The 23,357-nt window shown below is 71.3% G+C and carries 14 protein-coding genes and 1 pseudogene; 8 read left to right on the forward strand and 7 right to left on the reverse strand.

Annotated features, from left to right (window positions below):
* Nucleotides 1-10 precede the first annotated feature (10 nt).
* Nucleotides 11-1,213: a cytochrome P450 gene (locus tag ACFWP2_RS36215; RefSeq protein WP_380459715.1), complete on the forward strand. Its 1,203-nt coding sequence runs from the start codon at nt 11-13 to the stop codon at nt 1,211-1,213.
* A 92-nt stretch (nt 1,214-1,305) separates the two neighbouring features.
* A complete protein-coding gene (locus ACFWP2_RS36220; protein ID WP_380459717.1) occupies nt 1,306-1,977 on the forward strand; it encodes a TetR/AcrR family transcriptional regulator in 672 nt (223 codons plus the stop codon).
* Between the two features lie 481 nt (nt 1,978-2,458).
* On the opposite strand, the gene ACFWP2_RS36225 is transcribed toward ACFWP2_RS36220, so the two are convergent.
* Nucleotides 2,459-3,724: a hypothetical protein gene (locus ACFWP2_RS36225; protein WP_380459719.1), complete on the reverse strand. Its 1,266-nt coding sequence runs from the start codon at nt 3,722-3,724 to the stop codon at nt 2,459-2,461.
* Between the two features lie 735 nt (nt 3,725-4,459).
* Here ACFWP2_RS36225 and ACFWP2_RS36230 point away from each other — a divergent pair.
* From ACFWP2_RS36230 to ACFWP2_RS36240, 3 genes are read left to right on the forward strand one after another with little or no spacing between them, the layout of a single operon-like run.
* Nucleotides 4,460-5,836 (forward strand): discoidin domain-containing protein, encoded by a 1,377-nt coding sequence (locus ACFWP2_RS36230; RefSeq protein ID WP_380459721.1) that lies wholly within the window; start codon nt 4,460-4,462, stop codon nt 5,834-5,836.
* A gap of 2 nt (nt 5,837-5,838) precedes the next feature.
* On the forward strand, nt 5,839-7,182 hold the full coding sequence (locus ACFWP2_RS36235; protein WP_380459750.1) for an MFS transporter: 1,344 nt from the start codon (nt 5,839-5,841) through the stop codon (nt 7,180-7,182).
* The gene (locus ACFWP2_RS36240) at nt 7,179-8,153 is read left to right on the forward strand and encodes a hypothetical protein (RefSeq protein ID WP_380459723.1); all 975 of its coding nucleotides are present in this window, start codon (nt 7,179-7,181) and stop codon (nt 8,151-8,153) included. Before ACFWP2_RS36235 ends, ACFWP2_RS36240 begins: the two co-directional genes overlap by 4 nt.
* A 1,198-nt stretch (nt 8,154-9,351) precedes the next feature.
* Here the strand turns inward: ACFWP2_RS36240 and ACFWP2_RS36245 are convergent.
* The 3 genes and pseudogenes from ACFWP2_RS36245 to ACFWP2_RS36255 all read right to left on the reverse strand — a co-directional run bounded on the left by ACFWP2_RS36245 (nt 9,352) and on the right by ACFWP2_RS36255 (nt 13,568).
* Nucleotides 9,352-10,413, reverse strand: coding sequence for a DUF2776 family protein (locus tag ACFWP2_RS36245; RefSeq protein WP_380459725.1), 1,062 nt, complete (start codon nt 10,411-10,413; stop codon nt 9,352-9,354).
* Nucleotides 10,414-10,875: 462 nt separating this feature from the next.
* A pseudogene (locus tag ACFWP2_RS36250) lies at nt 10,876-11,593 on the reverse strand (transposase); the annotation flags it as partial.
* Nucleotides 11,594-12,536: 943 nt separating this feature from the next.
* On the reverse strand, nt 12,537-13,568 hold the full coding sequence (locus ACFWP2_RS36255; RefSeq protein WP_380459727.1) for a hypothetical protein: 1,032 nt from the start codon (nt 13,566-13,568) through the stop codon (nt 12,537-12,539).
* A 545-nt stretch (nt 13,569-14,113) separates the two neighbouring features.
* Between ACFWP2_RS36255 and ACFWP2_RS36260 the strand changes: the two genes are divergently transcribed.
* On the forward strand, nt 14,114-14,464 hold the full coding sequence (locus ACFWP2_RS36260; protein WP_380459729.1) for a hypothetical protein: 351 nt from the start codon (nt 14,114-14,116) through the stop codon (nt 14,462-14,464).
* Nucleotides 14,461-14,721: a hypothetical protein gene (locus tag ACFWP2_RS36265; RefSeq protein WP_380459731.1), complete on the forward strand. Its 261-nt coding sequence runs from the start codon at nt 14,461-14,463 to the stop codon at nt 14,719-14,721. Before ACFWP2_RS36260 ends, ACFWP2_RS36265 begins: the two co-directional genes overlap by 4 nt.
* Nucleotides 14,722-15,818: 1,097 nt before the next feature.
* On the opposite strand, the gene ACFWP2_RS36270 is transcribed toward ACFWP2_RS36265, so the two are convergent.
* A complete protein-coding gene (locus tag ACFWP2_RS36270) occupies nt 15,819-17,240 on the reverse strand; it encodes a hypothetical protein (RefSeq protein WP_380459733.1) in 1,422 nt (473 codons plus the stop codon).
* 481 nt (nt 17,241-17,721) lie between these two features.
* Between ACFWP2_RS36270 and ACFWP2_RS36275 the strand changes: the two genes are divergently transcribed.
* Complete coding sequence (locus ACFWP2_RS36275; protein WP_380459735.1) at nt 17,722-20,178, forward strand: insecticidal delta-endotoxin Cry8Ea1 family protein; 2,457 nt, start codon at nt 17,722-17,724, stop codon at nt 20,176-20,178.
* On the opposite strand, the gene ACFWP2_RS36280 is transcribed toward ACFWP2_RS36275, so the two are convergent.
* Nucleotides 20,175-21,638 (reverse strand): cytochrome P450, encoded by a 1,464-nt coding sequence (locus tag ACFWP2_RS36280; protein WP_380459738.1) that lies wholly within the window; start codon nt 21,636-21,638, stop codon nt 20,175-20,177. The genes ACFWP2_RS36275 and ACFWP2_RS36280 overlap by 4 nt on opposite strands.
* Before the next feature lie 16 nt (nt 21,639-21,654).
* On the reverse strand, nt 21,655-23,115 hold the full coding sequence (locus tag ACFWP2_RS36285; RefSeq protein WP_380459740.1) for a hypothetical protein: 1,461 nt from the start codon (nt 23,113-23,115) through the stop codon (nt 21,655-21,657).
* Between the last annotated feature and the right edge of the window lie 242 nt (nt 23,116-23,357).

Below are 23,357 nucleotides of genomic sequence, written 5' to 3' on the forward strand. Positions count from 1 at the left end.
GGCGCCCGACATGACTGCCCCAACTCTCGATCAACTCGCTCCCACCGGCACGGACTTCACCGCCGACCCCTACCCCGTCTACGCCGCCCTGCGCGAGAAGGGCCGCGTGCACCGTGTCCACATTCCCGGGAGCGGTGACGTCTGGCTCGTTCTCGGCCGCGACGAGGTGCGCGCCGCGCTGACGGACCCCCGGCTGCGCAACGACATACGGCACTCCGCGACGTGGGAGAGCGACGGCGGCAACGCCATCGGGCTGAACATGCTGCAGACCGACGCGCCCCAGCACATCCGCCTGCGCGCCCTGGTCGCTCGCGAGTTCACCGCCGGGCGGATTGAGAGCATGCGGCCCCGCGTGCAGCAGATCGCCGACGGCCTCCTCGACGCCCTCCCGTCCGTCGGGGCCACCGATCTGGTCGCCGACTACGCCCTGCCGCTGCCGCTGGCCGTCATCTGCGAGCTGCTCGGAGTTCCCGTCGGGGATCAGCACCTCTTCCACACCTGGTCGACCGAGCTCGTCGCGCCGTCATCGCCCGCCGCGGCGGGCGCCGCCGCCGGTGAGATGAGCGCGTACTTCGCCGCGCTCATCGCCGCCAAGGCCGGTGATCCCGGCCCGGATCTGATGAGTGCCTTGGTCCACGCCTCCACCGGACCGGACGGACTCTCTGCCGAGGAACTGCTCGGCATGGCCTTCCTGCTGCTCGTCGCGGGGCACGAGACCACCGTCAACCTCATCTCGGGCGGTGTCCTGAACCTGCTGTGCCACCCCGACCAGCTCGCCGCTCTGCAGGCGGATCCCGGCCTCCTCGACGGCGCCGTTGAGGAGATGCTTCGCCACGATGCTCCCGTCACCGCCGCGGCCTTCCGCTTTGCCGCGGAACCCGTGGAGATCGCGGGCGTCCTCATCGCGGCCGGCGACAGCGTGATGCTCTCCCTGGCCGCAGCCTCCCGCGACCCCGAACATTTCTCTGATCCCGACCGCTTCGACATCCGCCGTACCGCCCGTGGTCACCTCGCCTTCGGCCACGGCATCCACCACTGCCTGGGTGCGCCGCTCGCCCGCGTCGAAGGGCGGATCGCCGTGGAGACGCTGCTACGCCGGCTGCCGGACCTCGCCCTGGCCGTCGAACCCGACTCCCTCGTACGCCGCCCGGGATCCATGCTCAGGGGCCTCACCGCCCTGCCGGTGCGCTGGTCGCGGCGGCTCCCGGCATGACGCCGCCACCGATGGCGCTAGCATCCGTACCGGACCCAGGCCCCCGCCACCGCGGTGTGCACGTGGGCGCGAGCAACACAAGGAGCGAGAGTGTGACCCCTGGCACCGAACGGCCCACGCCGGTACGGCGTGACGCGCGGCGCAACCGCGAGCTGCTGCTGGCCGCCGCGCGCAAGGCCTTCGCCGCCCAGGGCCTGGACGCTCCCCTCGACGAGATCGCCCGCCGGGCCGGCGTCGGGAACGCCACCCTGTACCGGCACTTCCCCACCCGCGCCGCCCTGATCGACGCGGTGTTCCAGGACGCGCTCCAGGGAACGATCGCAGCCGGGGAAGAAGCCCGCGGCGCGACCGACGCCTGGGAAGGCCTGGCCCACTACCTGGAGGCGGTCTTCACGGTGCTGGCCGCGGACCGCGGCATCAACGATCTGATGACCACCCCGGTCGAGGGTGTGACCTCCCTCGACGCCGTCCACGTCCACAATCACCAGACGATGGCCCTGCTGGTGGACCGTGCCCAGCGGGACGGCGCGATGCGTTCCGATGTCACGGTCGAGGACCTGCTCATGAGCCTGGCCACGCTGGGCCGTTCCGCCCCCTCACTCGAGGCCGTGGGCCCTCCACATGCCTGGCGCCGGCAACTTGCCCTGTTCCTGGACGGCTTGCGCGCCGAGACACGCCCTACATCGGCCCTGCCCGCACCGAGCCTCACCGCGGAGCAACTGGCGGCCATCCTCCTCGACCTCGGCCCGCACCGCTCGACCTGAGCCGTCTGAGCTTGTCATCTCAGCTTTCCGTTTAACCTCGCAGGTCACCCGACCTGCTGATCTGCGCTTCTTCCCGGGACAGCGGAGGCGGCCGTTCTCCACGCTTCGAGATGTCGAGTCACGAAGCACGAGAGAACGGCCGCTGCGTATGAGTCTCCCCCTTGACCCGCCCACAGGCGACGGGTTGGGCATCTTGTCCCGCTTTCGGGTTGAGTTCACGACTGCCTGTACAGCAGATCGGCAGTCTGCTCCGAGAGCGGCTGACCCCTGCAGGCGCGGGGAGGACTCGGCGATCTCGATGTATCCGGCCATCTCTGGCTGTTGGCGTTCAACGTTGCACTTGTGCGCGGTACCGAGCTCCGGGATGAAGGAATGCGGCGCCCGCTGCGATCTGGGGCTGTGCATTTTGATCTTGCATTTTCGAGGGGCCCCTCGCTGTGCAAGGGGCCCCTCGGTGGAGCGGATTGGCTGTCCGGGTGTGTCAGCTGAGGTAGCGGGCCGCGGCGAAGTTCAGCTGGGGCAGGGTGCCGGTGGTCGCGCCGCCGATCACGACGATCTTTCCGCTGCTTTGCAGGCCGACGGCGCGCCCTCCGTCACCGCCGTTGGCGAAGGTGGTGCGGACCCATCCGACGCCAGCGGCCCCGAAGCTGGTGTCGGCCGCGCCGCTGGAGGTGAGGCGGTAGACGCCGAAGCTGCCAGCGACGGGGTCGGCGAAGCTGGTCAGGGCGTTGGTTTCACCGATGAACCCGGCGGAGACGATCCTGTCGCTGCTGTCGATGACGATGCCGCGTACGCCGTCGGCAAACAGGGTGGGGTTGATCTGGGTCCTGCCGCTGGTGCCGAAGGTGGTGTCGAGGGCGCCGCCGGTGGAGTAGCGGGTCCATCCGGCCTTCACGTTACCGCTGATTCCGACGGGGTCGGTGGAGTCGGTGTCGCCACCGAGAACGATCTTTCCGGTGCTCTGCAGGCCGACGGCGAAGGCAAGGTCGTTGAGGCTGTTGAAGTCGGTGTCAGTGAAGCCGCTGCTCCCGAACGTGGTCTCGAGGGACCCGGTGGAGGTGAACTGAGCGACGAGGAAGTCGTCCAGAGTCGTGGTGGTGGTGTCGAACCCGGCGACGACGAACTCGCCCGAGGACAGCAGCGCGAGCGCGAACACGTGCCCGGCTGCGCCGATGGACACGGATTCCTTGCCCGCGCCCCCGGCGAACGTGGTGTCGAGGGAGCCGTTGCCGTTGAGGCGGATCAAGCCCGGGTTGGCCCCGGCGACTCCGACACCGAGGATTTTGCCGGAGGAGTCGATGACCAGAGCACGTACCGCGTTGCCGAGAGTGGGGTCGATGCGGTAGGTGACAGTGCCAGGGACGCTGCCGCTCGGGTTGAACGTGGTGTCGAGAGCGCCGCTGGAGGTCAGGCGGGCGAAGGCGATGGCGCCTGTCGGTTCCGAGCCGACGAATCCACCGACGACGATGTTTCCGCTGGAGTCGATGGCCACCGCGCGGGCGACGTCTTCCGCAGTGGTGAAGTTGATGGTGACCAGACCGCCGGTGCCGAAGCTCGGATCGAGGGCTCCGTCTTTCTTCAGACGGGCGATGCCCCAGTCGCCGGTGGCTACGGGGCCGACGCGGCCGACGAGGACAAGCTTGTCGTTGGACTGGATGGCGAGTGCGTTGGCGATGGATGCCTGGCCGAAGTTCACGGTAACCGTTCCGGACGTGCCGAATGTGGTGTCGAGATCACCGGCGGTCATGGTTCACCTCGCGAGGGAGTGTCCGAGTCGCTGACAAGCCTTCATGCCGCGACCGTGGAGTTAGAGTGTGCCCGCCGGCGATAGACCGCACCAGTGCTGCGACAGCGCAGAGACGCGTCCGAACGCGCTCGGGTGCGTGCGACGGCTTACGGGACGTGTCCGCGCCGATAAGAAGTGACGCATGAGGCCAGTGCTGTATGGCGCCGCCCACCACCGACCCAACGAGTCATCTGTCGCCTGGCAGTGCTCTGGCCCCTGGCCGGCCTGCCATGGGCCCTGACGTAGCGCCTGCCGTGGGTCCTGACGCGAGACCCCCACCGATGCCACCTCATCCGCGTTTAAGCAGGTCAAGGGCCGCTTATCGAGGGTGGTGGAGAGCCCGTAGTCCATATCGTGCTCCGTTCCTGGTGCGCGGTCCGCGCGTCGTGCTTCTGTCTCCACTGTACCCCCGGGGGTATTTTTCGGGTCGCCGCTCCAGGGCGCCCGTAGGCCGGCGCCCGTCGATCCGCGCGGGATTTCGGCACGCCCGGACTATTGTCAGGAAACTTTACTTTTTACTAGGCTCTCTGCGGCGGCTTGGCGCGGCGCCCCCTCGATCGGGGTGTGACGCGCTCAGCGAGAGCTCTGACCCGGCCGCCGCGGTGGTGAGGGAACCACCGCTCGACCGGCGGGGATCGCGTGCGGGCCCCGCCGGAGTCCAGCTCTCGCCGTCGTTCGAGGTCAGGGAGTTCAGGGATGCGTCCCCAAGTCTCGGTAAGGCCTGTTCACATCGGAGTGTTCGCCGCGGTGCTCGTGCTGGTCGGCGGACTGTTGCTCGGCTGGTCCGGGCGGGCGGGAGCGGCGGCCGATCCGCTGCTCTCGCGGGGCAGGGCCGCCACGGCCTCGTCCACGGAGGGCTCGTCCTACGCGGCGGGCAAGGCGTTCGACGGGAACACCGGTACCCGGTGGGCGAGCACGGAGGGGAAGGACCCGCAGTGGCTGCGGGTCGACCTCGGGGCGAACGCCACCGTCTCGCGGATCAAGCTCTCCTGGGAGGCCGCGTACGCGAAGGCGTACCGGCTGGAGGTGTCGGCGGACGGGGCGACCTGGACCACCGTCGCCGAGGAGAAGGCCGGCAACGGCGGCACGGACGACTGGACCGGGCTGACCGGCAAGGGCCGGTACGTCCGGATGTACGGCACGGCCCGCGGTACGTCCTACGGGTACTCGCTGTTCGAGATGGAGGTCTACGGGGTCACGGACACCACGCCCTCGCCGACCGCCACGCCCTCGCCGACCGCCACGCCGTCGCCGACCGGGACCGCCCCGGGCGGGGCGTTCACCGTCGTCGCGGCCGGTGACATCGCGGCGCAGTGCACCGCCTCGGACAGCGCCTGCGCGCACCCGAAGACCGCCGCCCTCGCCCAGAGGATCGACCCGAAGTTCTATCTGACGATGGGTGACAACCAGTACGACGACGCCCGGCTGTCGGACTTCCGCGCCTACTACGACAAGAGCTGGGGCGCGTTCAAGGCGAAGACCCACCCCGTCCCCGGCAACCACGAGACCTACGACCCGGCCGGCTCGCTCTCCGGGTACAAGGCGTACTTCGGCAGCATCGCCTACCCGCAGGGCAAGAGCTGGTACAGCTTCGACGAGGGGAACTGGCACTTCGTCGCCCTCGACTCCAACGCCTTCGACCAGAGCGCCCAGATCGACTGGCTCAAGGCCGACCTCGCGGCCAACACCCGCAAGTGCGTCGCCGCCTACTGGCACCACCCGCTGTACTCCTCCGGCGGGCACGGCAACGACCCGGTCTCCCGGCCGGTGTGGCGGATCCTCTACGACGCCCGGGCGGACCTGGTGCTCAACGGGCACGACCACCACTACGAGCGGTTCGCCCCGCAGGACCCGGACGGGAAGGCCACCGCCGACGGGATCGTCGAGATCGTCGGCGGGATGGGCGGCGCCGAGCCGTACCCGATCGAGCAGGTCCAGCCGAACAGCCAGAAGCGGATCAGCGGCGACTACGGCGTGCTGAAGCTGGACTTCACCGACTCCGGGTACGGCTGGAGCTTCGTCGGGACGGACGGCAAGGCCAAGGACACCAGCCCGACCTACAGCTGCCACTGATGATGTACCTGGCCACCACGGGCCGTCGTCCGGACGCGCCGCGCCGCCCCGCCGGGGTGGGGCGGCGCGTCCCGGGCACGGTCGTCGCGCTCGGCGCGGTCAGCCTGGTCACGGACGTCTCCTCGGAGATGGTCACCGCCGTGCTGCCGCTCTACCTGGTCCTGGGCCTCGGCCTCTCACCCCTCCAGTTCGGTTTCCTCGACGGACTGTTCAACGGAGCCACGGCACTGGTCCGGCTCCTCGGCGGGCGGCTCGCCGATCGCGGCGCCGGCCGGCACCGGACCGTCGCGGGGGCGGGCTACCTGCTGTCGGCGCTCTCCCGGCTGGGCCTGCTGATGGCCGGCGGGGCCGCCGGCGGGATCGCCGCCGCGCTGGCCGCGGATCGGCTCGGCAAGGGCGTGCGCACCGCACCCCGGGACGCGATGATCACGCTCAGCGCACCGCCGGAGACCCTCGGCCGGGCGTTCGGCGTGCATCGGGCGATGGACACGACCGGGGCGCTGCTCGGCCCGCTGGTCGCCTTCGTGGTGCTGTGGGCGACCGCGGACGCGTACGACGCGGTGTTCGTGGTCAGCTTCGCCACCGGCCTGCTCGGTGTCGTGGTGCTGGGCCTCTTCGTCCCGGCCGACCCGTCGGCACCGCCGCCACGGGCCGCATCGACCCGCCCGGTCCCGTCCGCGCTCCCGAACGCGCTCCCGTCCGCTGCCCCGACCGCTGACGGGTCCGCTGCCCCGGCCGCGGGGCCGAACGCCGCACCCGGCCCGGCCGGCACGGCGGCCCGGTCGACTGCCGACCCCGCCTTCCGGCGGGTGGTCGCGGCCGCCGCGCTGCTGGGCGCCGCGACCGTCGGCGACTCCTTCCTCTACCTCCTGCTCCAGCGCGGCCTCGACCTGTCGGCCGCGCTCTTCCCCCTGCTGCCGCTCGGCGCGGCGGCCTGCTACCTGCTGCTGGCCGTCCCCGCCGGGCGGATCGCGGACCGCGCCGGACGGCGGATCCCGTTCCTGCTCGGCCACGGCGCGCTGCTCGCCGCCTACCTGACGCTCCTGGTCCCGTCGGGCCTGCCGACCGCCGTGCTGGTCCTGGTCCTCCTCGGCGTCTTCTACGCCGCCACCGACGGCGTGCTGATGGCGCTGGCCGCGCCCGCGCTCCCGGCCGCCGGCCGGGCGAGCGGCCTCGCCGTCCTGCAGACCGGACAGGCCCTGGCCCGTCTGGTCGGCGCGGCCGGGTTCGGCGCGGCCTGGACGTGGTGGGGGCCGCGCCCGGCCCTCGTCGCGGCCGCCCTCGCCCTGGCCACCGCACTCACCGCCGCCTGGCGGATCCTCCCGGGAAGGAAGGCGCGCCGATGAAGTCGCGAACGGTCCTGCTGGTCCTCGCCGCCCTCGTCCTCCTGGGCGGCTCCCTCGGCTACGTGGTGCACGCCCGCCAACGGGACGGCGGACCGCAACCCGTCGCCGCGGACGTCTCGTTCACGCTCGACCAGCCCGGTCTCTACTACCGCGACACCGCCACCGGCCGCGTCGCCCGCAGCCCGGGCGGCGAGCCCGGCGGCCCGTCCTGCGCCCGCTTCTACACCGCGGGGGACCGCGCCCTGTGCCTGCGCGCCCTGCCGGGCACCCCCGCCCGGACCCAGGCCGTGGTCTACGACCGGCGGTTCACCGAGCTCCGGTCGGTGATCGTCCCCGGGATCCCCAACCGGGCCCGGGTCTCGCCCTCCGGCCAGGTGCTCTCCTGGACCACCTTCGCCGTCGGCGACTCCTACGCGGCGGACCGCTTCTCCACCCGCACCTCGATCCTCGACCTGCGCACCGGCTACCTGATCAAGTCCGTCGAGGAGATCCCGCTGACGATCGGCGGCACCCGCTACCACGCCGCCGACGTCAACTACTGGGGCGTCAACTTCGCCGCCGACGACAACCGCTTCTACGCCACCGTCTCCACCGCCGGCCGCACCCACCTCGTCGAGGGCGACCTCAAGGCCTGGTCGGCCCGCACCCTACGGGAGAACGTGGAATGCCCCTCGCTCTCCCCGGACGGCACCCGGATCGCCTTCAAGAAGAAGGTCTCCGCCGATCCCGCCGCGCCCTGGCGCCTCCACGTCCTCGACCTGGCCGACCTCCACGAACACCCGCTGGCCGAGACCCGCAGTGTCGACGACCAGGCCGCCTGGCTCGACGACGCCACCCTCGCCTACGCCCTCCCGGCCCGGGCGGGCCAGGCCCCCGACGTCTGGGCCACCCCCGCCGACGGCACCGGCACGCCCCGCCTCCTCCTCCCCGGTGCCTCCTCCCCGGTCACCGTCCCGCCCCCGCCGGCCTGACGCCTGCCGGCCCGCCGCCGCCGGCCCGCCGCCTGCCGCACCGGCCCGGGACGGTGGGCCGCGCCGCCCCGTGGACGTGGACGAGGTGACCTCCGCGACGGCGCGCCGGCTGCGGGCGGCCCTCGACGCGCACGGGCCGGTGACTGCGGCGACCTCGCCCGGGGCAGATGACGCCGGAGGCCCCGTACCTGGCGAACAAGCTCGCCAGGGGCTTCGTCCGCGCCGACCAGACCGGGTCCACCTCCCGACGGTGCATGGCGGGCGCGGGCAGCGGCTCCAGGGTGTCGCCGGGTGGGGCGGCTTCTGGAGCGGCGCCCGCCTCCACGTCTGCGGCGGCGCCGCACGGATGGCCCAGGGACGTCGACCGGACGCTGCGCGAGATCGTCCGCGCCAACGGCCGTCTCACCGAGGAGGAGGCCGCCGCCCTGGTGGGCCGGGCCCGCCACCGGCAAGCGCCACGTCGGCGACGTCCGCCGACCCGCCGTTGCACCGGTCAGCGGCCCCGGCCCGGGCCGGCCGGCCGCGCCGCCAGCGGGTAACCCTCTGCGGGCCGGCCCCCGCAGCCCCGGCAGGACCGTCCAGGTGGCTCCGGCGTCCAGGACCGAACCGGGCCGAGCGGTCGCGGTGGGAAAGGCGAGCGGTTTTCGGGCAGTGCGGCGATCGAGCGGTCGATGGCCCCCAGCTGATGGTGCCGTAGCTCCTCGGGCTGGTGTTGTCGTGCAGGGCCTCCATATTCCTGTCCACCTCGCCCTGCCACATCTTCGTGGCCTCCTGCGCGGTGATGTGCAGCCCGTGGGCGATCCGCTCCCACGACGTGCCCCGGACCACCTCGGCGGCGGCCGCGCGTTTCCCCTGGACAAGGGCGCGTTTCCCCTGGACAGAAGGATCCGTACCGCACTGCTGCACCGCGGTCCCGACCCGCGATCCGACCTGGCGGCCCGGGACGCCCCGGCGGCTGCGCGCGGTCGGCTGGCGCTCTGTGGGGTGGCCGTTCTGGTTCTGTTTCGGAGCGGAGCGGCTCCTGGTGGCCGAGGCTGATCTCGACTGTGCTCGCCGTCGGCGAGTTGCAGGGTCTCCTTGTGTTTGCGCGGCACGTTGAGGTGCCCTTCCCGCTCGCGGTGCTGGGTGGCTGCGGCGAGGTTTCGGGCCTCTTTCTCCGCGTGTGTCACCTTCTCGGCCGGCTTTTTCGGGCGGCCGGTCAGTTCCGGTCGGCGACGCCGGCCTCCAGGACGGAGACCACGGCGAACAGCGAGAAGCAGACGGCGCCGAGGCCGACCAGGACCCGGGCCGCGACCGTCACGTCCGGGTCGGCCGACTCGAACAGGAACGCCGACATGAACAGGCACAGCAGTGTGGTGCCGACCGGGACCAGCGGGGCGCGGCCGGCCGGCGGCGCGGCACGGCGCCAGCCGAGGGCGAGCAGCAGCACCGCGCTCAGCACTGTCCAGCACAGCAGACCCAGCCCGATCTGCACGTACCCGGTGGCCAGTTGACCAGGCCGGGGGTCCAGGGCGACGACGACCAGGCCCCCGGTGATGTCCATGGCGCCGAGCACGGCGGCCGGGACGAGCCACCAGACCCGCTCCCGCCGGGTGTACGTGTTCCGGATCTGCCGCAGCAGGGTGATCACCAGCCCGATCAGGGCGGTGCAGACGATCGCCTGGTCGACCACCACATGCCCGGCCGTGAAGCGCCCGTCCGAGTCCCCGCCGCCCCCGTTGGCCAGCATGACGATCGCCCATGCCCAGGCGGCGGCGGCCGCAAGGACTGGGACCGCCACCAGCACCCAGGCCGCGGACCGGCCGAACGGCGCGGGCGAGCGCGGCGGGGAACCCTCCGGCAGGACGGCGTTCTGCCCGATCAGCGTGAAGCGGGTGGCGACCGCGGCCACCGACGAGGCGCACACGCAGACCAGGCCGATGCCGAGGACCACGCTGCCGGCCACGAAGTCGGCCACCGGCCGGTGGCTCTCCGCCAGCAGGCCCAGCCCGTAGCCGACGGCGGCCCCGGCCACCGCGAAGCCGAACGCCGGGTAGCCGATCCGTTCCAACACGCCGAAACGGCCGATCAGTTGCCGCACGACGGTCGCCGCGACGGCGAACAGGCAGAGACAGACGGCGGCCAGGAAGACCAGCGTCAGGCCCGCGACCCGGGCGCTCGGCCCGGTGGAGTGCGCGAGGACGTAGCCGCCGAGCGCGGCCGACACCGCGCCCATGAGCAGCGGAATCACCCGGAGCAGCACGCTCATTCCGTGGTTCACCAGGTCTCCTCGCTCCCTCGCGCTCGCCGGTTCCGGGCGGCAGTCAGTGTTCAGCCCACAGGGTCTCCGGCCGGGACCCCGGCGGCGGGTGTCCACGGATTTCGTCCGATCGGCTCACGGCGACACCCGCCGTGCGGGACCCCGGCGGTGGCCTTGTGAGTGGGTGGGGTGGTGTCAGTCGATGGTCAGCAGTGTGCTCATCGAGGGGAAGGAGCCGCTGAGCTCGGCTTCTTCTTGAAGAGGGCCGTGGATTTCCGCTGCTACGGGGTGACCAATCTGCTGTCATGACCCGCTGATTGTGCCTAGCCTCCATGTTTCGGTTCGCGTCGGTTGATCTGAGGCGATCCCTGTATCGGAGGTCTCGAGGCCGCCGTTGGAGGTTGGGCATGCCGAGGGCCCGGCGCGATGGCCGGGTGCTCCTGGGCCCTCGTGTCGTGTCGTGGTCAGGGGCGGCTTGGTCTGTCAGGTGGCCGGTCGGGGTAGTGCCGCCAGGCGGCTGAACGCCGCGGCCAGTTCGTGGCGCGCCAGGGCCAGGTGGCGGCGATCCGCAGGTGTATGCGGCGGGCTCCGCGCGTGATCAGGGCCGCAGCGTGCAGGAGGCGGTAGCGGAGCTTCTTGGGCTCGGCGGTGGCCAACTCGCCTTCCAGTAGCAGGGTCCGGGCCCAGACGAGGAGGCCGATGGCGGTCAGGGACAGCTCCAGCCAGGCTGGTTGATGGCGAAGTGGCGGGAGGGGAAGCGGCCGAAGCCGGTGGTCTTGCCGCAGCGGATGTGGTCCTCGACTCTGGCGTGCGCGCGGTGGCGGACCTCCAGGTACTGGATCGAACCGCCGTCGGCGACGGGTGTGTCGGTGAGGAAGACCTGGTGGCGCATGCCTTCGTCCTGGTCGAACAGGGAGAGCTGGGCGCCGGGGTGGGGACGCTCGCGTCGGACGATCATGCGGGTGCCGCCCGGATATCCGGTGAGGTCGACCAGGCCGGTCGGCTCGGCGACCTCGGCGCCGGCACGAAGGGTCCCGTCCTGTTCCAGGGCCGGGTGCCAGACCTGGTCGGGCAGGATCCGGATGGCCTTGCGGACCTGTTCGGTGACGGCATGCCCGACGGAGAAGGTGGTCTGGGTGCCTTGCCGCCGCAGGGCGCGTAGGTGGGCGAGGAAGGTCTTGGCGCTGCCCGCGGTGTCGGCGCCCCCGCGTCCGCGGGGAGAACAACTGCGGGAGCGGGAGGAATTGGGCGGGCTGCGGCTGACCCCGCGCTCGCAGGGAGGATGTGGAGGCCGTGAGGACGACGTCGACGGCTGCCAGCTGACCCCCGCGCTCGCGGGGAGGACCCTTCGCGACCTGCACCGTTCTGACGACCTTGCCATCTCGTGACCAGACTGCCGAGGAGCACGAGCCGGGCTGGCCTGTTGAGGTGTCAAGGAGCAGCGCCCATGGTGGCAGACGGCCACGACACCGTGCTCCGCGATCGCCACCGGACGTCCGGGCAGGGTTTGAGCCGCGTGGATCGGGACGGAGCCGAGGGAAGGAGCCATTGTCACGGACTGCAGCACCGCATGACGGCTGGCCCTGAAGACGAGCCAAGCCCCTGGGGGCGCGGGGAGGACCCACTCGACGTCCCTTTCTCCGTCTCCATGGTCGGCTGCCCCCGCAGGCGCGGGGAGGACGTGGGCGGGCGTCGTGGTGCTCATCGGCGGTCCGGCTGACCCCCGCGCATGCGGGGAGGACACCGCGGCCATGACCTGGGCGTGCCCGACGACCGGCTGACCCCCGCGCATGCGGGGAGGACACCGCGGCCATGACCTGGGCGTGCCCGACGACCGGCTGACCCCCGCGCATGCGGGGAGGACCTTCGCGACCTGCACCGTTCTGACGGCTTTGCCAGTTCTTGACCATCCTGCCGAGGGGCACGAGGCGGGCTGGCCTGTTGAGGTGTCAAGGAGCAGCGCCCATGGTGGCAGACGGCCGCGACTGCGTGCTCCGCGGTCGCCATCGGGCGTCCGGGCAGGGCTTGAGCCCGCGTGGATCGGGACGGAGCCGAGGGGAGGAGGCATCGTCAAGAGAAGCGACAGCGTCCATGGTCACCGATGAGTGGAGTACCGCACCAGGTACGGGGCCGTTGCCCTCGAGTTATTGGGTGCTCCAGCGGTGCGGATGGTCTGGATCGGTGGGGCAGGCGAAGACGTTGAGTTCGCCGCGCCGGCCTACGGTGACTTCGGTGGGGGTGGCGTATTGGTGGGTGGGCAGGTGTCGGTCTTCCAGTGGCTTCCAGCTGCTGCTGCCGCCGTCCCACTCTGTGCTGTCGATGGTCAGCAGGAGGCGCATCGGTGTGCCGCAGGTCTGGCAGTCCATGGGGTACGGGTCGGTGGCGTGCCAGGAGGCGAAGCCGCCTGCGCGCCAGCCGGGCGGGATGGACAGGTCGTACTGGTAGCCGATCGGCTTGGCCGTGTTCTCGTCCGTCGATTGCTTGGCTTTGTCTTCTTGGGCTTCGTCCCAGGCGTCGATCCGGGCGCACAGGTCCTTGGGTAGGAGGCCGGCGAACGGGTAGGTGGCCACCTGCTCCGGGTGCAGGGCGCAGGGCTCGGGAACGAACCCGTCCGATCCGACGACCGGAGGCTGCGGCTGCGGTGCCAGCACCTCGTCGACGTCCGACGACCGCCTCCAGTGCAGGTGCAGCGCCGGGTCGTACCGGCTCGGGCCGTGGGCGTCGAAGGGGCACCAGAACACCTGGAGCAGGTCGCAGCCTCCCGGTCCGGCCGGGAGGTCGGGGACATGGCGCCGGTACAGCTGAGCCAGGCCGATCATCGGCAGCGGATCCGTCTCCGATGTCCCCGGGATCCGGTGCTCCCGGTGCAGTTCCTGCAGCAGCTCCTGTTCCTCCTCTGTCGGGCCTGCGGCCTGGTTTCGGGCCCAGGCGGCGGCCAGCACCTGCCGGTAGTGGTGGATGTCGACCGGGCGCCGCCCCCGCCCGCGGCCGTGCGCCACACGGCACACCGGCCACGGCTCGTCCGCCGGCCACAGCATGGGACCGCCGACCGAGCTGTCCGATGTCTGCGGACTGCCGGGCCGCGGGTGCAGCCGCGTCGTCGTGCCCCGGTGGGCAGCCAGTTCCGGGAAGAGCGCCTCGACATCGATCGGGCGTAAGGGCGTGGTCCTCGTCATGGAAGGCGACGCTAGCCATTCGGCGACCCCCGTAGTGCGGTGCTGCTGTCGAATACCCGTGGCTATGGCGTAGTCGACCCCTACGGGGCTGACCCCCGCGGGCCCGGGGAGGACGCCAACGGCGCGAAGCTGCCCCCCCGGCTACCTCTGCTGACCCCGGCGGGCGCGGGGAGGACATGCCGAGCTCGGCGAGTCCGCGCGTCATGGCCGGCTGACCCCCGCGCTCGCGGGAGGACGCCCGCACCTCGGCCTGGACCGCAGCCACGATCAGCTGACCCCCGCAGGCGGGGGGGAGGAGCTGGAGGAGACGCCGCAGGCGTCCTCGATGGCCGGCTGACCCCCGCGGGCGCGGGGGAGGACTGCACGGTCAGCCGTACGGCGGCTGGCCACTCCGGCTGACCTCCGCGGGCGCGGGGAGGTCGCCGCTGGTGTCGCCTGCGTTGGCCGGCTGCCCTTCGTGCTCGCGGGGGGACTGCAGGGTGAGGCCGCTGACCGTACGTTCCGAAGCGAGTAGCCTCGCAGCAGACGAGAGATGGAGTGTCGCCATGAGTCAGCCCGTGCACGACGGAATCGAGCTGATCCCCCGGCCCGAGCGAAGTCCGGCCGCGCTGAAGGCCGCCTTGGCCGTCGTCGCTGCGGACCGCCTTCCGGAGATGATCGACGGGCAGACGAGGGCGATGGCCGAGGCCATCGCCACGGGCAGCGTCCAGCCGATCCGGGCTTTCGTCGCGCACTGGGCCGCCGTCGTGGAGGTCGAGCGGCACCCGGCCACTGCCCAGGCCTACCACCGGGCGAATTACCTCGCGAACCACGCCGGCACCGTGCAGGAGTGCCGGGAGCACGCCACCACTGTCGCCGAGCTCTACCGCGCCGCCTACGCGGCGGTGAACGCGTGACCTGGAGCTGGGAGTACCTGCCCAGCGAGCGGCACGTCACCGCCGGCGCCCTGGCCGACTTCCTTGCCGCTGTCGAGCAGCGGGCCGCCGAACTGGTCCGCGCCGCCGAGGCGCTCTACCTCGACGGCACCTCCTACCAGGGTAGCGGCGAGTCGATGCGCTACCTCGACGTCGCCGGAGGCCTGCTCGCCTACTACGTCGTTCCCCGCCTGGAGCTCGTCGTCGTCTGCCAGCTCACACCACCGCCGACACCCTGACCGACTGACCCCCGCGGGCGCAGGGAGGGCACGGAGGCGAGGATGCCGCCCGCGTCGGCCACCGGCTGACCCCGCAGGCGCGGGGAGGGCGCGCAGCAGGGTCGGGTCGATGCCGGTGTGGCCGGCTGACCCCCGCGCCTGCGGGGAGAACTCGTCGGCCGGCGCCCGGCGGGCCCAGGTGCTCGGCTGACCCCCACAGGCGCGGGGAGGACCGGCCAGGGCCGTGATGGGCGGCTGCCCCAGCGGGCGAGGGGAGGACGGGAAGCAGGGCGACGGGGACGACGCTTCGGCCGGCTGACCCCCGCGCTCGCGGGGAGGACTCGGGTGGCCGCGGAGGGAGAAACCTCAACCTCGGCTGACCGTGCCCCTGGTGAACGGCTGACCCCCGCGCCTGCGGGGAGAACGTGCGGCCGGCGGCTCGGGGGCGATCTGCGGCTGACCCCCGCGCTCGCGGGGAGAACGTCACCGACCTGCCCACCCTGACCGACGAAGGCGGCTGACCCCCGCGCTCGCGGGGAGAACTCCTCCACCGCCTCCTGGACCAGGTCCACGAACGGCTGACCCCCGCGTTCGCGGGGAAGACTCGAAGAGGGTCGGCTCGACGGCGGCCGGGCGCGGCTGACCCCCGCAGGCGCGGGGAGGACTTGCTGAGCCCTCTCATGACGGCGTGGATCAACGGCTGACCCCCGCAGGCGCGGGGAGGACATCATGTTGTTGATGCCTTTAGCTGACATATAGCGCCGACGTCTGTCACCGCTGGCCGACCCACCGACAACGCCCCTGGTCATTCAGATGGGTGCGGCTCGTTTCGAGTGACGGCCGCGAAGGGGCCGGCACCGGCACTGCGGGGGCCAGGGTCGTGTGGGCCAGCACCTCCGGTGAGCGCAACGACACGGCGCTCGCGCTCGTCGACTGGCGGGGAGCGTCATTCCGATCGTGCGATATTCCCTGGCACGCTGGCGGTTGTCCTGGGGAGAACATGGTGGTGGCCGGTGGTTTCCAGGGCAGGGCAGCCCCTGCTGATGCACCGGCGAACGGGGCTGCTGGCAGCCCTGGTGGGTCCGGGGCGGTCCGGGCCCACCAGGGGCGCGTCTCGGTCAGGCCGGGGTGACCTGGGCCCGGTAGCGGGCCGGGTTGCTGCCGGGGTTGCGGTGGGCCTCCACGCTGATGGTCACCGTGCCGGGGGTGGGGCCCGCGGTGAGCTGGGGGGCCTTCGCCGTGCCCTGGGCGTCGGTGACCGCCTCCGCGGTCGCGGCACCGTTGGGGAAGTGGGAGCCGGTGCCGCCGGAGACGGTGAACAGCACGGGAATTCCCGCGAGCAGCGAGCCGTCGTCGGTGCTCCTGGCGGTTACCGTGAGGCGCTTCTTGAAGGCCGCGGCCGGCGTGGTCTTCTGGTTGTCGCAGGACGCCTGCCCGGAGAGGTTCGCGCGGGTCTTCGGCACTGTGGGTGCCGGTGCGGGTGCCGGCTTCGGAGCGGTGAACGTCACCTTCCGCACGGTGCCGCTGTCAAGGATGTAGAGGTTGTCCTGCGCGTCCACGGCCACCGCGTTCGGAAGCGCCAGCCGCGCTTTGATGGCGGGGCCGCCGTCCCCTCCGGTGCCCTGCTTGCCGTCTCCCGCGACGGTGGTGATGGTCCCGTCGCCGGCCGACACCATGCGCACCCGGTAGTTGTGTGAGTCTGCGATGTAGAGGTTGCCCCGGGAGTCCAGCGCCACCCCTTCAGGACGGTCGAAGTAGGCCTCGCGTGCGGGGCCGCCGTCACCGCTGTACAGGCGAAACCCTCTTCCCGCAATGGTGGTGATGGTCTGGTCGCTCGCCGACACCCTGCGCACCGCTTCGAGCATCCCGTCGGCCAGGTAGAGGTTGCCCTCGGCATCCACCGCCAGACCGTTCGGGGTGTAGATGGCCGTGAGCCGAGCGGGGCCTCCATCGCCGCCGCCCTCGGCCCTGCCGGTGCCCACGACGGTGGTGATGGTCTGGTCGACGGCCGACACCCTGCGCACCCGGGAGTCGCTCGCGATGAAGAGGTTGCCTTGCGCGTCCACGCACAGCGCCTCCGGCGCCTGGAGCCGGGCACGGGTGGCGGGGCCGCCGTCACCACCGAAGCCGCGCTCACCGGTACCCGCCACCGTCGTGATGGTCCCGTCACTTGCCGACACCTTGCGCACCCGGTGGTGCTCGGTGTCGGAGATGTAGAGGTTGCCGTGCGCGTCGACCGCCACCCCTTGCGGCTCATACAGCGGCGGGCGGGTGGCGGGACCATCACCACCGCTCCCGGCATGCCTGTCTCCCGCGATGGTGGTGATGATCCCGTCGCCCGCCGACACCTTCCGTATCCGGCTGCGGCCGGTGTCGGCGATGTAGAGGTTGCCGTGGGCGTCCACCGCCACCGCCGACGGGAAGGTGAGATCCGCTTGTGTCGCGGGCCCGCCGTCGCCCTTGCCGTCCGTGAACTCCAAGCAGCCCGCGACGGTGGTGATGATCCCCACCACGCCGTCCCCGGGTCCCGTCTTCGCCATGCGAGCCCTCCCCTTGGTCGTATGAACATCACGGGAGCCTAGTGAGCCGCACCGTTCGGGCTCGCAGTACCGGCCGGTATCACCCGTTTGGCCTACGCGGGCCCCCGTCGATCGCAGCGACGGCCCCGGCGAACTGCGTCCGTCCACGGCCCAGGGCCGCGCGCTCGGCGTCGTCCGGTCCGGGCCGGCCAGGACCGGGGAAGCTCCGGCGTCCTGCGCGACTTTCGGCCTTCGCCCCCAATGGGTGCCGTGCTGTGGTCGTTCCCTGCGCGAGGGGTGAGCGACGTGGACTCGGCCGGGACCATCGCGCGCTTCGAACGGCACACCGGCCCCGGCTCGCTACTGCGGTCCCGTGCGGTGTCCGCGACAGGCGGTGCGCGATGTCCGGTTAGCGCCTTCAACAGGTCGTAACCGACTGATTGTCTGGGCTTCGCGCGGCGTGCCGGCCGGTGCACCGCGAACCGCGGGGCGGGGAGGGGCAATGAGCCAGGAGCGAGGAACCGGCGAGCGGGCCGGCGCCGACACCACGGCCGGGGCGTTCGGTCAGTGGGCACGCGAGGGCAAGGACATCTCGCAGACCGCGATCGACGCTGTCAAGGTCGCCTTGCCGGCGCTGCTGAAGCTGGTTCCCGGCATCGGGACGGTGGCGGGCGCGGCGATGGGGCTGATCCTGCAGCACCTGTTCCCCGGCCCGGACGTGTGGAGCCAGCTGCGCGAGAAGGTCGAGAAACTGATCGGCGAGAAGCTCAACCAGGCGTACTACGAACAACTGCAGGCGGACCTGAACGGCCTGCGGACCGCCGCCGAGGACTACAGCGACCTCGCCCGTCTCGGCGAGGACCTTCCCGCCATCCGGGCGAAATGGATCGCCACCGAGACGGTCATCGCCGCGGCGGCACCACGCTTCAACCCCACCGGCACGCAGCTGAACCCGGTCCTGGTCCTGCCGCTGTTCATCCAGGTCGTCAACCTCCACTTGGTCCTGCTCCGTGACATGACCCTGCACGGCCGCGCTTGGGGCTTCGAACCCTCGACCGTGGACACGTTCAGTGGGAAGCTCACCAAAATCGTCGGGACCCAGGACCCCGACTCCTACCCCAACCGTGCCAAACGCACCTACGACAAGGGCTTCAACGCCTACAGCGCCGACGAGGACCGCCTGCGCTACGAACGCGAGATGGTCTTCAACGGCTGGGCCCAGCACAGCTCCTGGCCCTACTTCGACGCCCTCCAGTACCCCGAGGGTCACGATGTCGACCTGGACTGGGTCGTCTACGACGGCCCGCTCGGCAGGATCATGGAGGATATGCCCGCCGCCGTGCGCGCACGTCCCCTGCCGTACACGCAGGTCCGCGACCTCACCGTGTACCGCAGCAGCGTCAAGGACGGCTCGCGCGTCGCGGGCGCCCGCTGGCAGCCCTGGAACGGCAAGCCCGTCGGTCCGGTCGTGTCGGTCGGCAAGACCGACACCGGCGCCCCGAGCCCGATCGAGACCGGCGCCCGCCCCGTCACCCACGTGTGGGGCATCGAGTGGGACGGCGCCGAACACGGGGTGCTCAAGCTCGCGTTCGGCGTCGGCGGCGAGAACGACACCACCAAGGCGCCCCCGGGATGGGTCGGCAACACGGGCACCCTGAGCCGCGACGGGATCGACTTCTACCGCACCGACTACGTCCTCTCCGACATCCAGGGCGGCAAGTTCAACGACTGGGGGCGCCCCGTCATCGCCGGCATCGAATGGATGGCGTTCGGGTTCCGCCCGCTGCCAACACACCACAGGCCCTCGGAGAAACCCGCGGCGGGCGGACAGTACCTGCTCCAGTCCGTGCACGACGGCCGCTACCTCGTGCCGAAGAGCCTCGCGCAGGGCTCGCAGATCGGCCTGACCCGCGACTTCGACGCCACAGGGGCCCTCTGGTCGCCCGACGACGCCGGATGCCTGAGGAACACCGCGTCCGGGGCGTACCTGCGCGTGAAGCCTCCCGCGGTCGCCGTGACCCTGGACGTGCCAGGCACGTCGTTCGCGTGGACGCGCCAGGACGACGGCACGTACGTCGTCAGCCGAGGAGCACAGGGATTCCTGACGACGAACGTGGACACGCTCGTGGAGGCCGCCGTGTTCGACCCGGAAGACCTCCGGATGAGGTGGGTCTTCGTCAAGGTCGCCCCCCCGGCGCCGACACGACGGGACCCGGCCGAGCCTGGCCCTTCGCACGCGGCGCCGCGACGTGGGCTACTTCGAGGCCGCCGTCACCGTCTCCAACCCCTCCCGAGGCAGGACCATCCCGGCGAACTGGCGCCTGTCCCTCGTCCTGCCCCCACAACTCGGCGGCCCGGTGAACGCCACCGGCCACCCGATCACACCCGAGGTGGTCTCCGCGAAACCCCACGACCGCGGACTGCTCGTCGAACTGAGCGCCGCGCCCTGGTCGGCCCGCAAGGCGATCGAACCGGGCGAGACCTTCACCTTCACCCTGACCGGGGGAGCAGCCACCGCCACCACCGACATCAGGGACGTCCACATCTGGGCGGACGTCCCGCGCATCGACGGCCTTCCGATCGAGAACACCACACACCCCGAGCACGGTACCCACCCGAACCCCTGACACCCCCGTCCCTGGTACGCACGGCGCGCCCCGGGCCTGGGCCTTCGGGCCCGGGGCGCGAGGACCGAGCCGGTTCACGGGCCCGGTGGTTCTCGCCGGCGATCAACGCCGAGGACGCCGCGTCGCCGTCGCCCCGCAGCCTTCGGTGGGGTTCTGGCGGCCGTCCGGCCCAGCCGGAGATCCGGCCCACGGTGTTCAGGCAGCACGGCAACAGCTCGAAGGAGCGGAGGCACTGCCGGCCCCGTGGCCGCAGACCTGTCCGGCGTACCTGGAGGCCGGTCGGCCCGCCATCTCGCGGCGAGCCGGCCGGTCGAGAGGCGGGGCGTGGCTAGCTCGCGGCGGTGACGGGGACGGGGACCATGGGCAGGCGGGTGGGGAAGTGGATGGCCAGTGCGGTGGAGCGCACCGGCCCGGTGGCGGCCGGGGCCAGGTGCCAGCGGCGGGTCACGGTGGCGAGGATCGTGATGATCTCGTTGACGGCGAACGCGGAGCCGATGCAGCGGTGCGGGCCGGCGCCGAAGGGCAGGAAGGCGCGCTTCGCTTCGGCGGTGGGCTCGATCCACCGGTCCGGGTCGAACCGCTCGGGCGCGGGGAAGAACGCCGGGTTGTGGTGCAGGACGTAGGGGCTCCACAGCATCAGCGTCCCCGCCGGGACACGGTGCCCGCCCAGGTCGAGGTCGGTGTGCGGGGAGCGGGTGAACAGGAACGCCGGCGAGTGGAACCGCAGCACCTCGTCGACCAGACGGGGCAGATAGTCGAGGCGGGTGATGGCCTCGTACGTCACCGGGCCGTCGCCGAGGACGTCGTCGAGTTCGGCCCGTACCTTCGCCGCGATGTGCGGACGGGATCCCAGGATGTGGAAGATCCAGGCCAGCGTACGGGCGGTGGTCTCGGACCCGACCGCGAGCAGCCCGGCGCACTCGTCGTGGATCTGGGCGTCCGTCATCCGCTCGCCGCTCTCCTCGTCCTGGGCGTCCAGCAGCATGGACAGCAGGTCGCCGTGGCGGACCGCGGTGGCACGGTAGTCGGCGATGATCCGGTCGATCACCGCGTGCATGTCGCGCAGCGACCGCTCGTAGCGCCGGTTGGCGGGCAGCGGGAGCCGGAACGGCAGCTGCGAGGGGGACAGGGCCCGCATGGCGACACCGGTGGCCACCGTCGGCATGGAGCGCATCGCCACCGCGGCGGCCTCCTCCGCCAGCCCCGGCGCCGAGAACAGGCACACCATCACCGCCGCGGCGCTGATCCTGAACATCTCCTGGTCGACTGCGATGGTGCGGCCGCTGTGCCAGCGCGCCGACATGTCCTGCGCGACGTCGCGGATGAGTTCGGTGTAGGCGCCGAACCGCGAAGCCGAGAACGCCGGCCGCAACAGGTTCCGTTGACGTTTGTGGAAGTCCCCTTCCGAGGCGACGATGCTGTTCCCGGTGACCGCCTTGCCTTTTTCGAACAGGGCGCCCTTGTTGAAGTCCTGATTGCGGGTCACCAGGACTTCCCACACCGCCTCGGGACTGACCAGGAGATGCGCCGGCCGGGGTCCCAGCCGCAGTGCGGCCACGTCACACGTTCCCGCCAGGGAGGACAGGAACGCCAGCGGCCGGCGCCACAGCTCCCACGCGTGCCCCAACAGGGGAAGGGCACCGGGGGCGTCAAGCACCCTCGATCGATCCATCATTCGAGCTCCAGCAATGTCGGACGACATGGTCTCCGGCCCGCTACGTGCCCCTGGCAGACGTCGTGCAAGCACGCCAGGACGGCACTCAAGGGCACCCAACACCGGTGGTTCGGCCATATCCGGCAGGAGGGGATCAGCAGAGCAAGGGGGACCATTCGCCGGTCGGGCCGGTGTAGCGGGACGAGGGGTCCGCTGCCCACCAGAGGTGGTCGAGCGAGGCGAGGATCGAGTAGGTGCTGAGGGTGTTCAGGCAGCGGCAGTCGGTGTACTTGGTGCGGTAGGCCGCCTCGATGAGGGGGACCCGCTGCTGCCAGGTGGCGGTGTCGTAGCCGCGGCATCCGGGGCAGTTCTGGAAGTGGGCCAGGCAGGCGTGGAGCAGGTGGTCGTAGCGGGCTTTGTCCTGGCAGCGCGAGCGCAGGTCGTAGTCGTCGGGGGTGGGGCTGGGCGGCAGAGGGTTGAGGGTGTTGAGTACGGGGTCGCCGTAGGGGTCGACCTTGGCTTTCTTTCGGCGGGCGGGGGCGGTCAGGTGGTCGAGGAGGACGTCGGCTTGGTAGCGGGCCATGTAGACCTGCCAGACCAGCAGCCGGCCTGCGATGTGCAGGGCCCAGTCGGCGCCTTGGTCGATGGCCCACGCCCAGACATCGGTACAGAACCGGCGGACGATGTCGACGCTTTCCATGCCGGTGTGGGCGGCGATGAAGGTGAGGGTGTTGTAGTACTCGTTGGCGGTGTTGTCGTGGCGGCGGTCACAGGCGTCGTGCGTCACCACGGCGGCCAGCGCGACCGCGTCGATGGTGTTGTCGTCCCCGATGAGTGGGCCCTGCTCGTGGCGGGCTTGGAGGGTCAACGCCCGGATCGCGGCGTTGATCACGCGGTACCGGATGGTGCGGAGCTCGTCGTCGGGGAGACGAAGCCGCTTGGCCTTGGGGTGGAGGACGTCGGCGTAGATGGCTTGGGTCGATGCCAGCCAGGCGTCCATGATCTTGCGTTCCTGGCCGTCGACCGCGTGGTCGCGGTGGACGTGGTCGATGTACTCCACGACGCGTTGTGCGCAGATGTCGAGGGTCTCGGGCATCTGTTCGGCGAAGTGATAGTAGTCGGCGAAGGAGTCGAACAGGCTGACGGAGCAGGATCCGTGCACACACTCTCGGCACAGACGGTTGTTGTCGATGAGGCACCAGGCGTACCCGTAGGTCTGTTCGGCCACTGCGTGCCAGAAAGGGGTGTCGGGTACCGGGATCGCTTCGGTCATGGCCCGCAGCAGTGCCGTGCCGCGGGCAGCGAAGCCGTGGCGGCGTGGGGCGTCCGTGGCGAGGGGAAGGTCGGGGAAGTCCTTCGGGGCCCGGGTCTTGGCCAGGTTCTCCTGGAAGGGGATGCCTTTCATGTGGGAGTCGTAGGTGCCGACCGGATTGCGACTGTTGAACAGCCGGGGTCCCATCGTCGGGTTCCAGGTCTTCCTGAGGTCGGGAATGCGTCGCATGTCGGCGGCGAGGCGGCTCGCGGTCAGCTCGTCGGGCCGGAAGAGGTCCGGCCCGTACAGAGCGGTGGCGACGGCGGAGTCTCCTCGTTCGTGGAGGCGCCCTGCTATGCCCATGAGATGTCGTCCTCAGCGTTGTCGTCGTCGCATCCCGTGCACCTTCGGGAGAGTTCTTTCCAGACGCGCCATCGCTAATCTCACGGTCAATCCCCTCCAACCGAAGTACCGGCGATTGGGTCATTTCCCGACTGCTTGAGGTGGCTCGGTCTTCTGCGGGCCGAGCCCCGTCAGTTCCGTGAGGCGGACCGGGGACCGGTGGAGGCGGAAGGACAACCGCAGCAGGTGGCCGGCCACGGACT

Origin of the sequence: Kitasatospora sp. NPDC058444 (assembly GCF_042721415.1) — a bacterium.
In the GTDB taxonomy this organism is placed as follows: Bacteria; Actinomycetota; Actinomycetes; order Streptomycetales; family Streptomycetaceae; genus Kitasatospora.

What these genes read in the sequence shown, in the direction of transcription:
- ACFWP2_RS36230 (WP_380459721.1), top strand. Translation starts at nt 4,460, where the DNA reads ATGCGTCCCCAAGTCTCGGTAAGGCCTGTTCACATCGGAGTGTTCGCC.
- ACFWP2_RS36280 (WP_380459738.1), bottom strand. Translation starts at nt 21,638, where the DNA reads ATGGCCGAACCACCGGTGTTGGGTGCCCTTGAGTGCCGTCCTGGCGTG.
- ACFWP2_RS36225 (WP_380459719.1), bottom strand. Translation starts at nt 3,724, where the DNA reads ATGACCGCCGGTGATCTCGACACCACATTCGGCACGTCCGGAACGGTT.
- ACFWP2_RS36255 (WP_380459727.1), bottom strand. Translation starts at nt 13,568, where the DNA reads ATGACGAGGACCACGCCCTTACGCCCGATCGATGTCGAGGCGCTCTTC.
- ACFWP2_RS36235 (WP_380459750.1), top strand. Translation starts at nt 5,839, where the DNA reads ATGTACCTGGCCACCACGGGCCGTCGTCCGGACGCGCCGCGCCGCCCC.
- ACFWP2_RS36270 (WP_380459733.1), bottom strand. Translation starts at nt 17,240, where the DNA reads ATGGCGAAGACGGGACCCGGGGACGGCGTGGTGGGGATCATCACCACC.
- ACFWP2_RS36260 (WP_380459729.1), top strand. Translation starts at nt 14,114, where the DNA reads ATGAGTCAGCCCGTGCACGACGGAATCGAGCTGATCCCCCGGCCCGAG.
- ACFWP2_RS36240 (WP_380459723.1), top strand. Translation starts at nt 7,179, where the DNA reads ATGAAGTCGCGAACGGTCCTGCTGGTCCTCGCCGCCCTCGTCCTCCTG.
- ACFWP2_RS36275 (WP_380459735.1), top strand. Translation starts at nt 17,722, where the DNA reads ATGAGCCAGGAGCGAGGAACCGGCGAGCGGGCCGGCGCCGACACCACG.
- ACFWP2_RS36285 (WP_380459740.1), bottom strand. Translation starts at nt 23,115, where the DNA reads ATGGGCATAGCAGGGCGCCTCCACGAACGAGGAGACTCCGCCGTCGCC.
- ACFWP2_RS36215 (WP_380459715.1), top strand. Translation starts at nt 11, where the DNA reads ATGACTGCCCCAACTCTCGATCAACTCGCTCCCACCGGCACGGACTTC.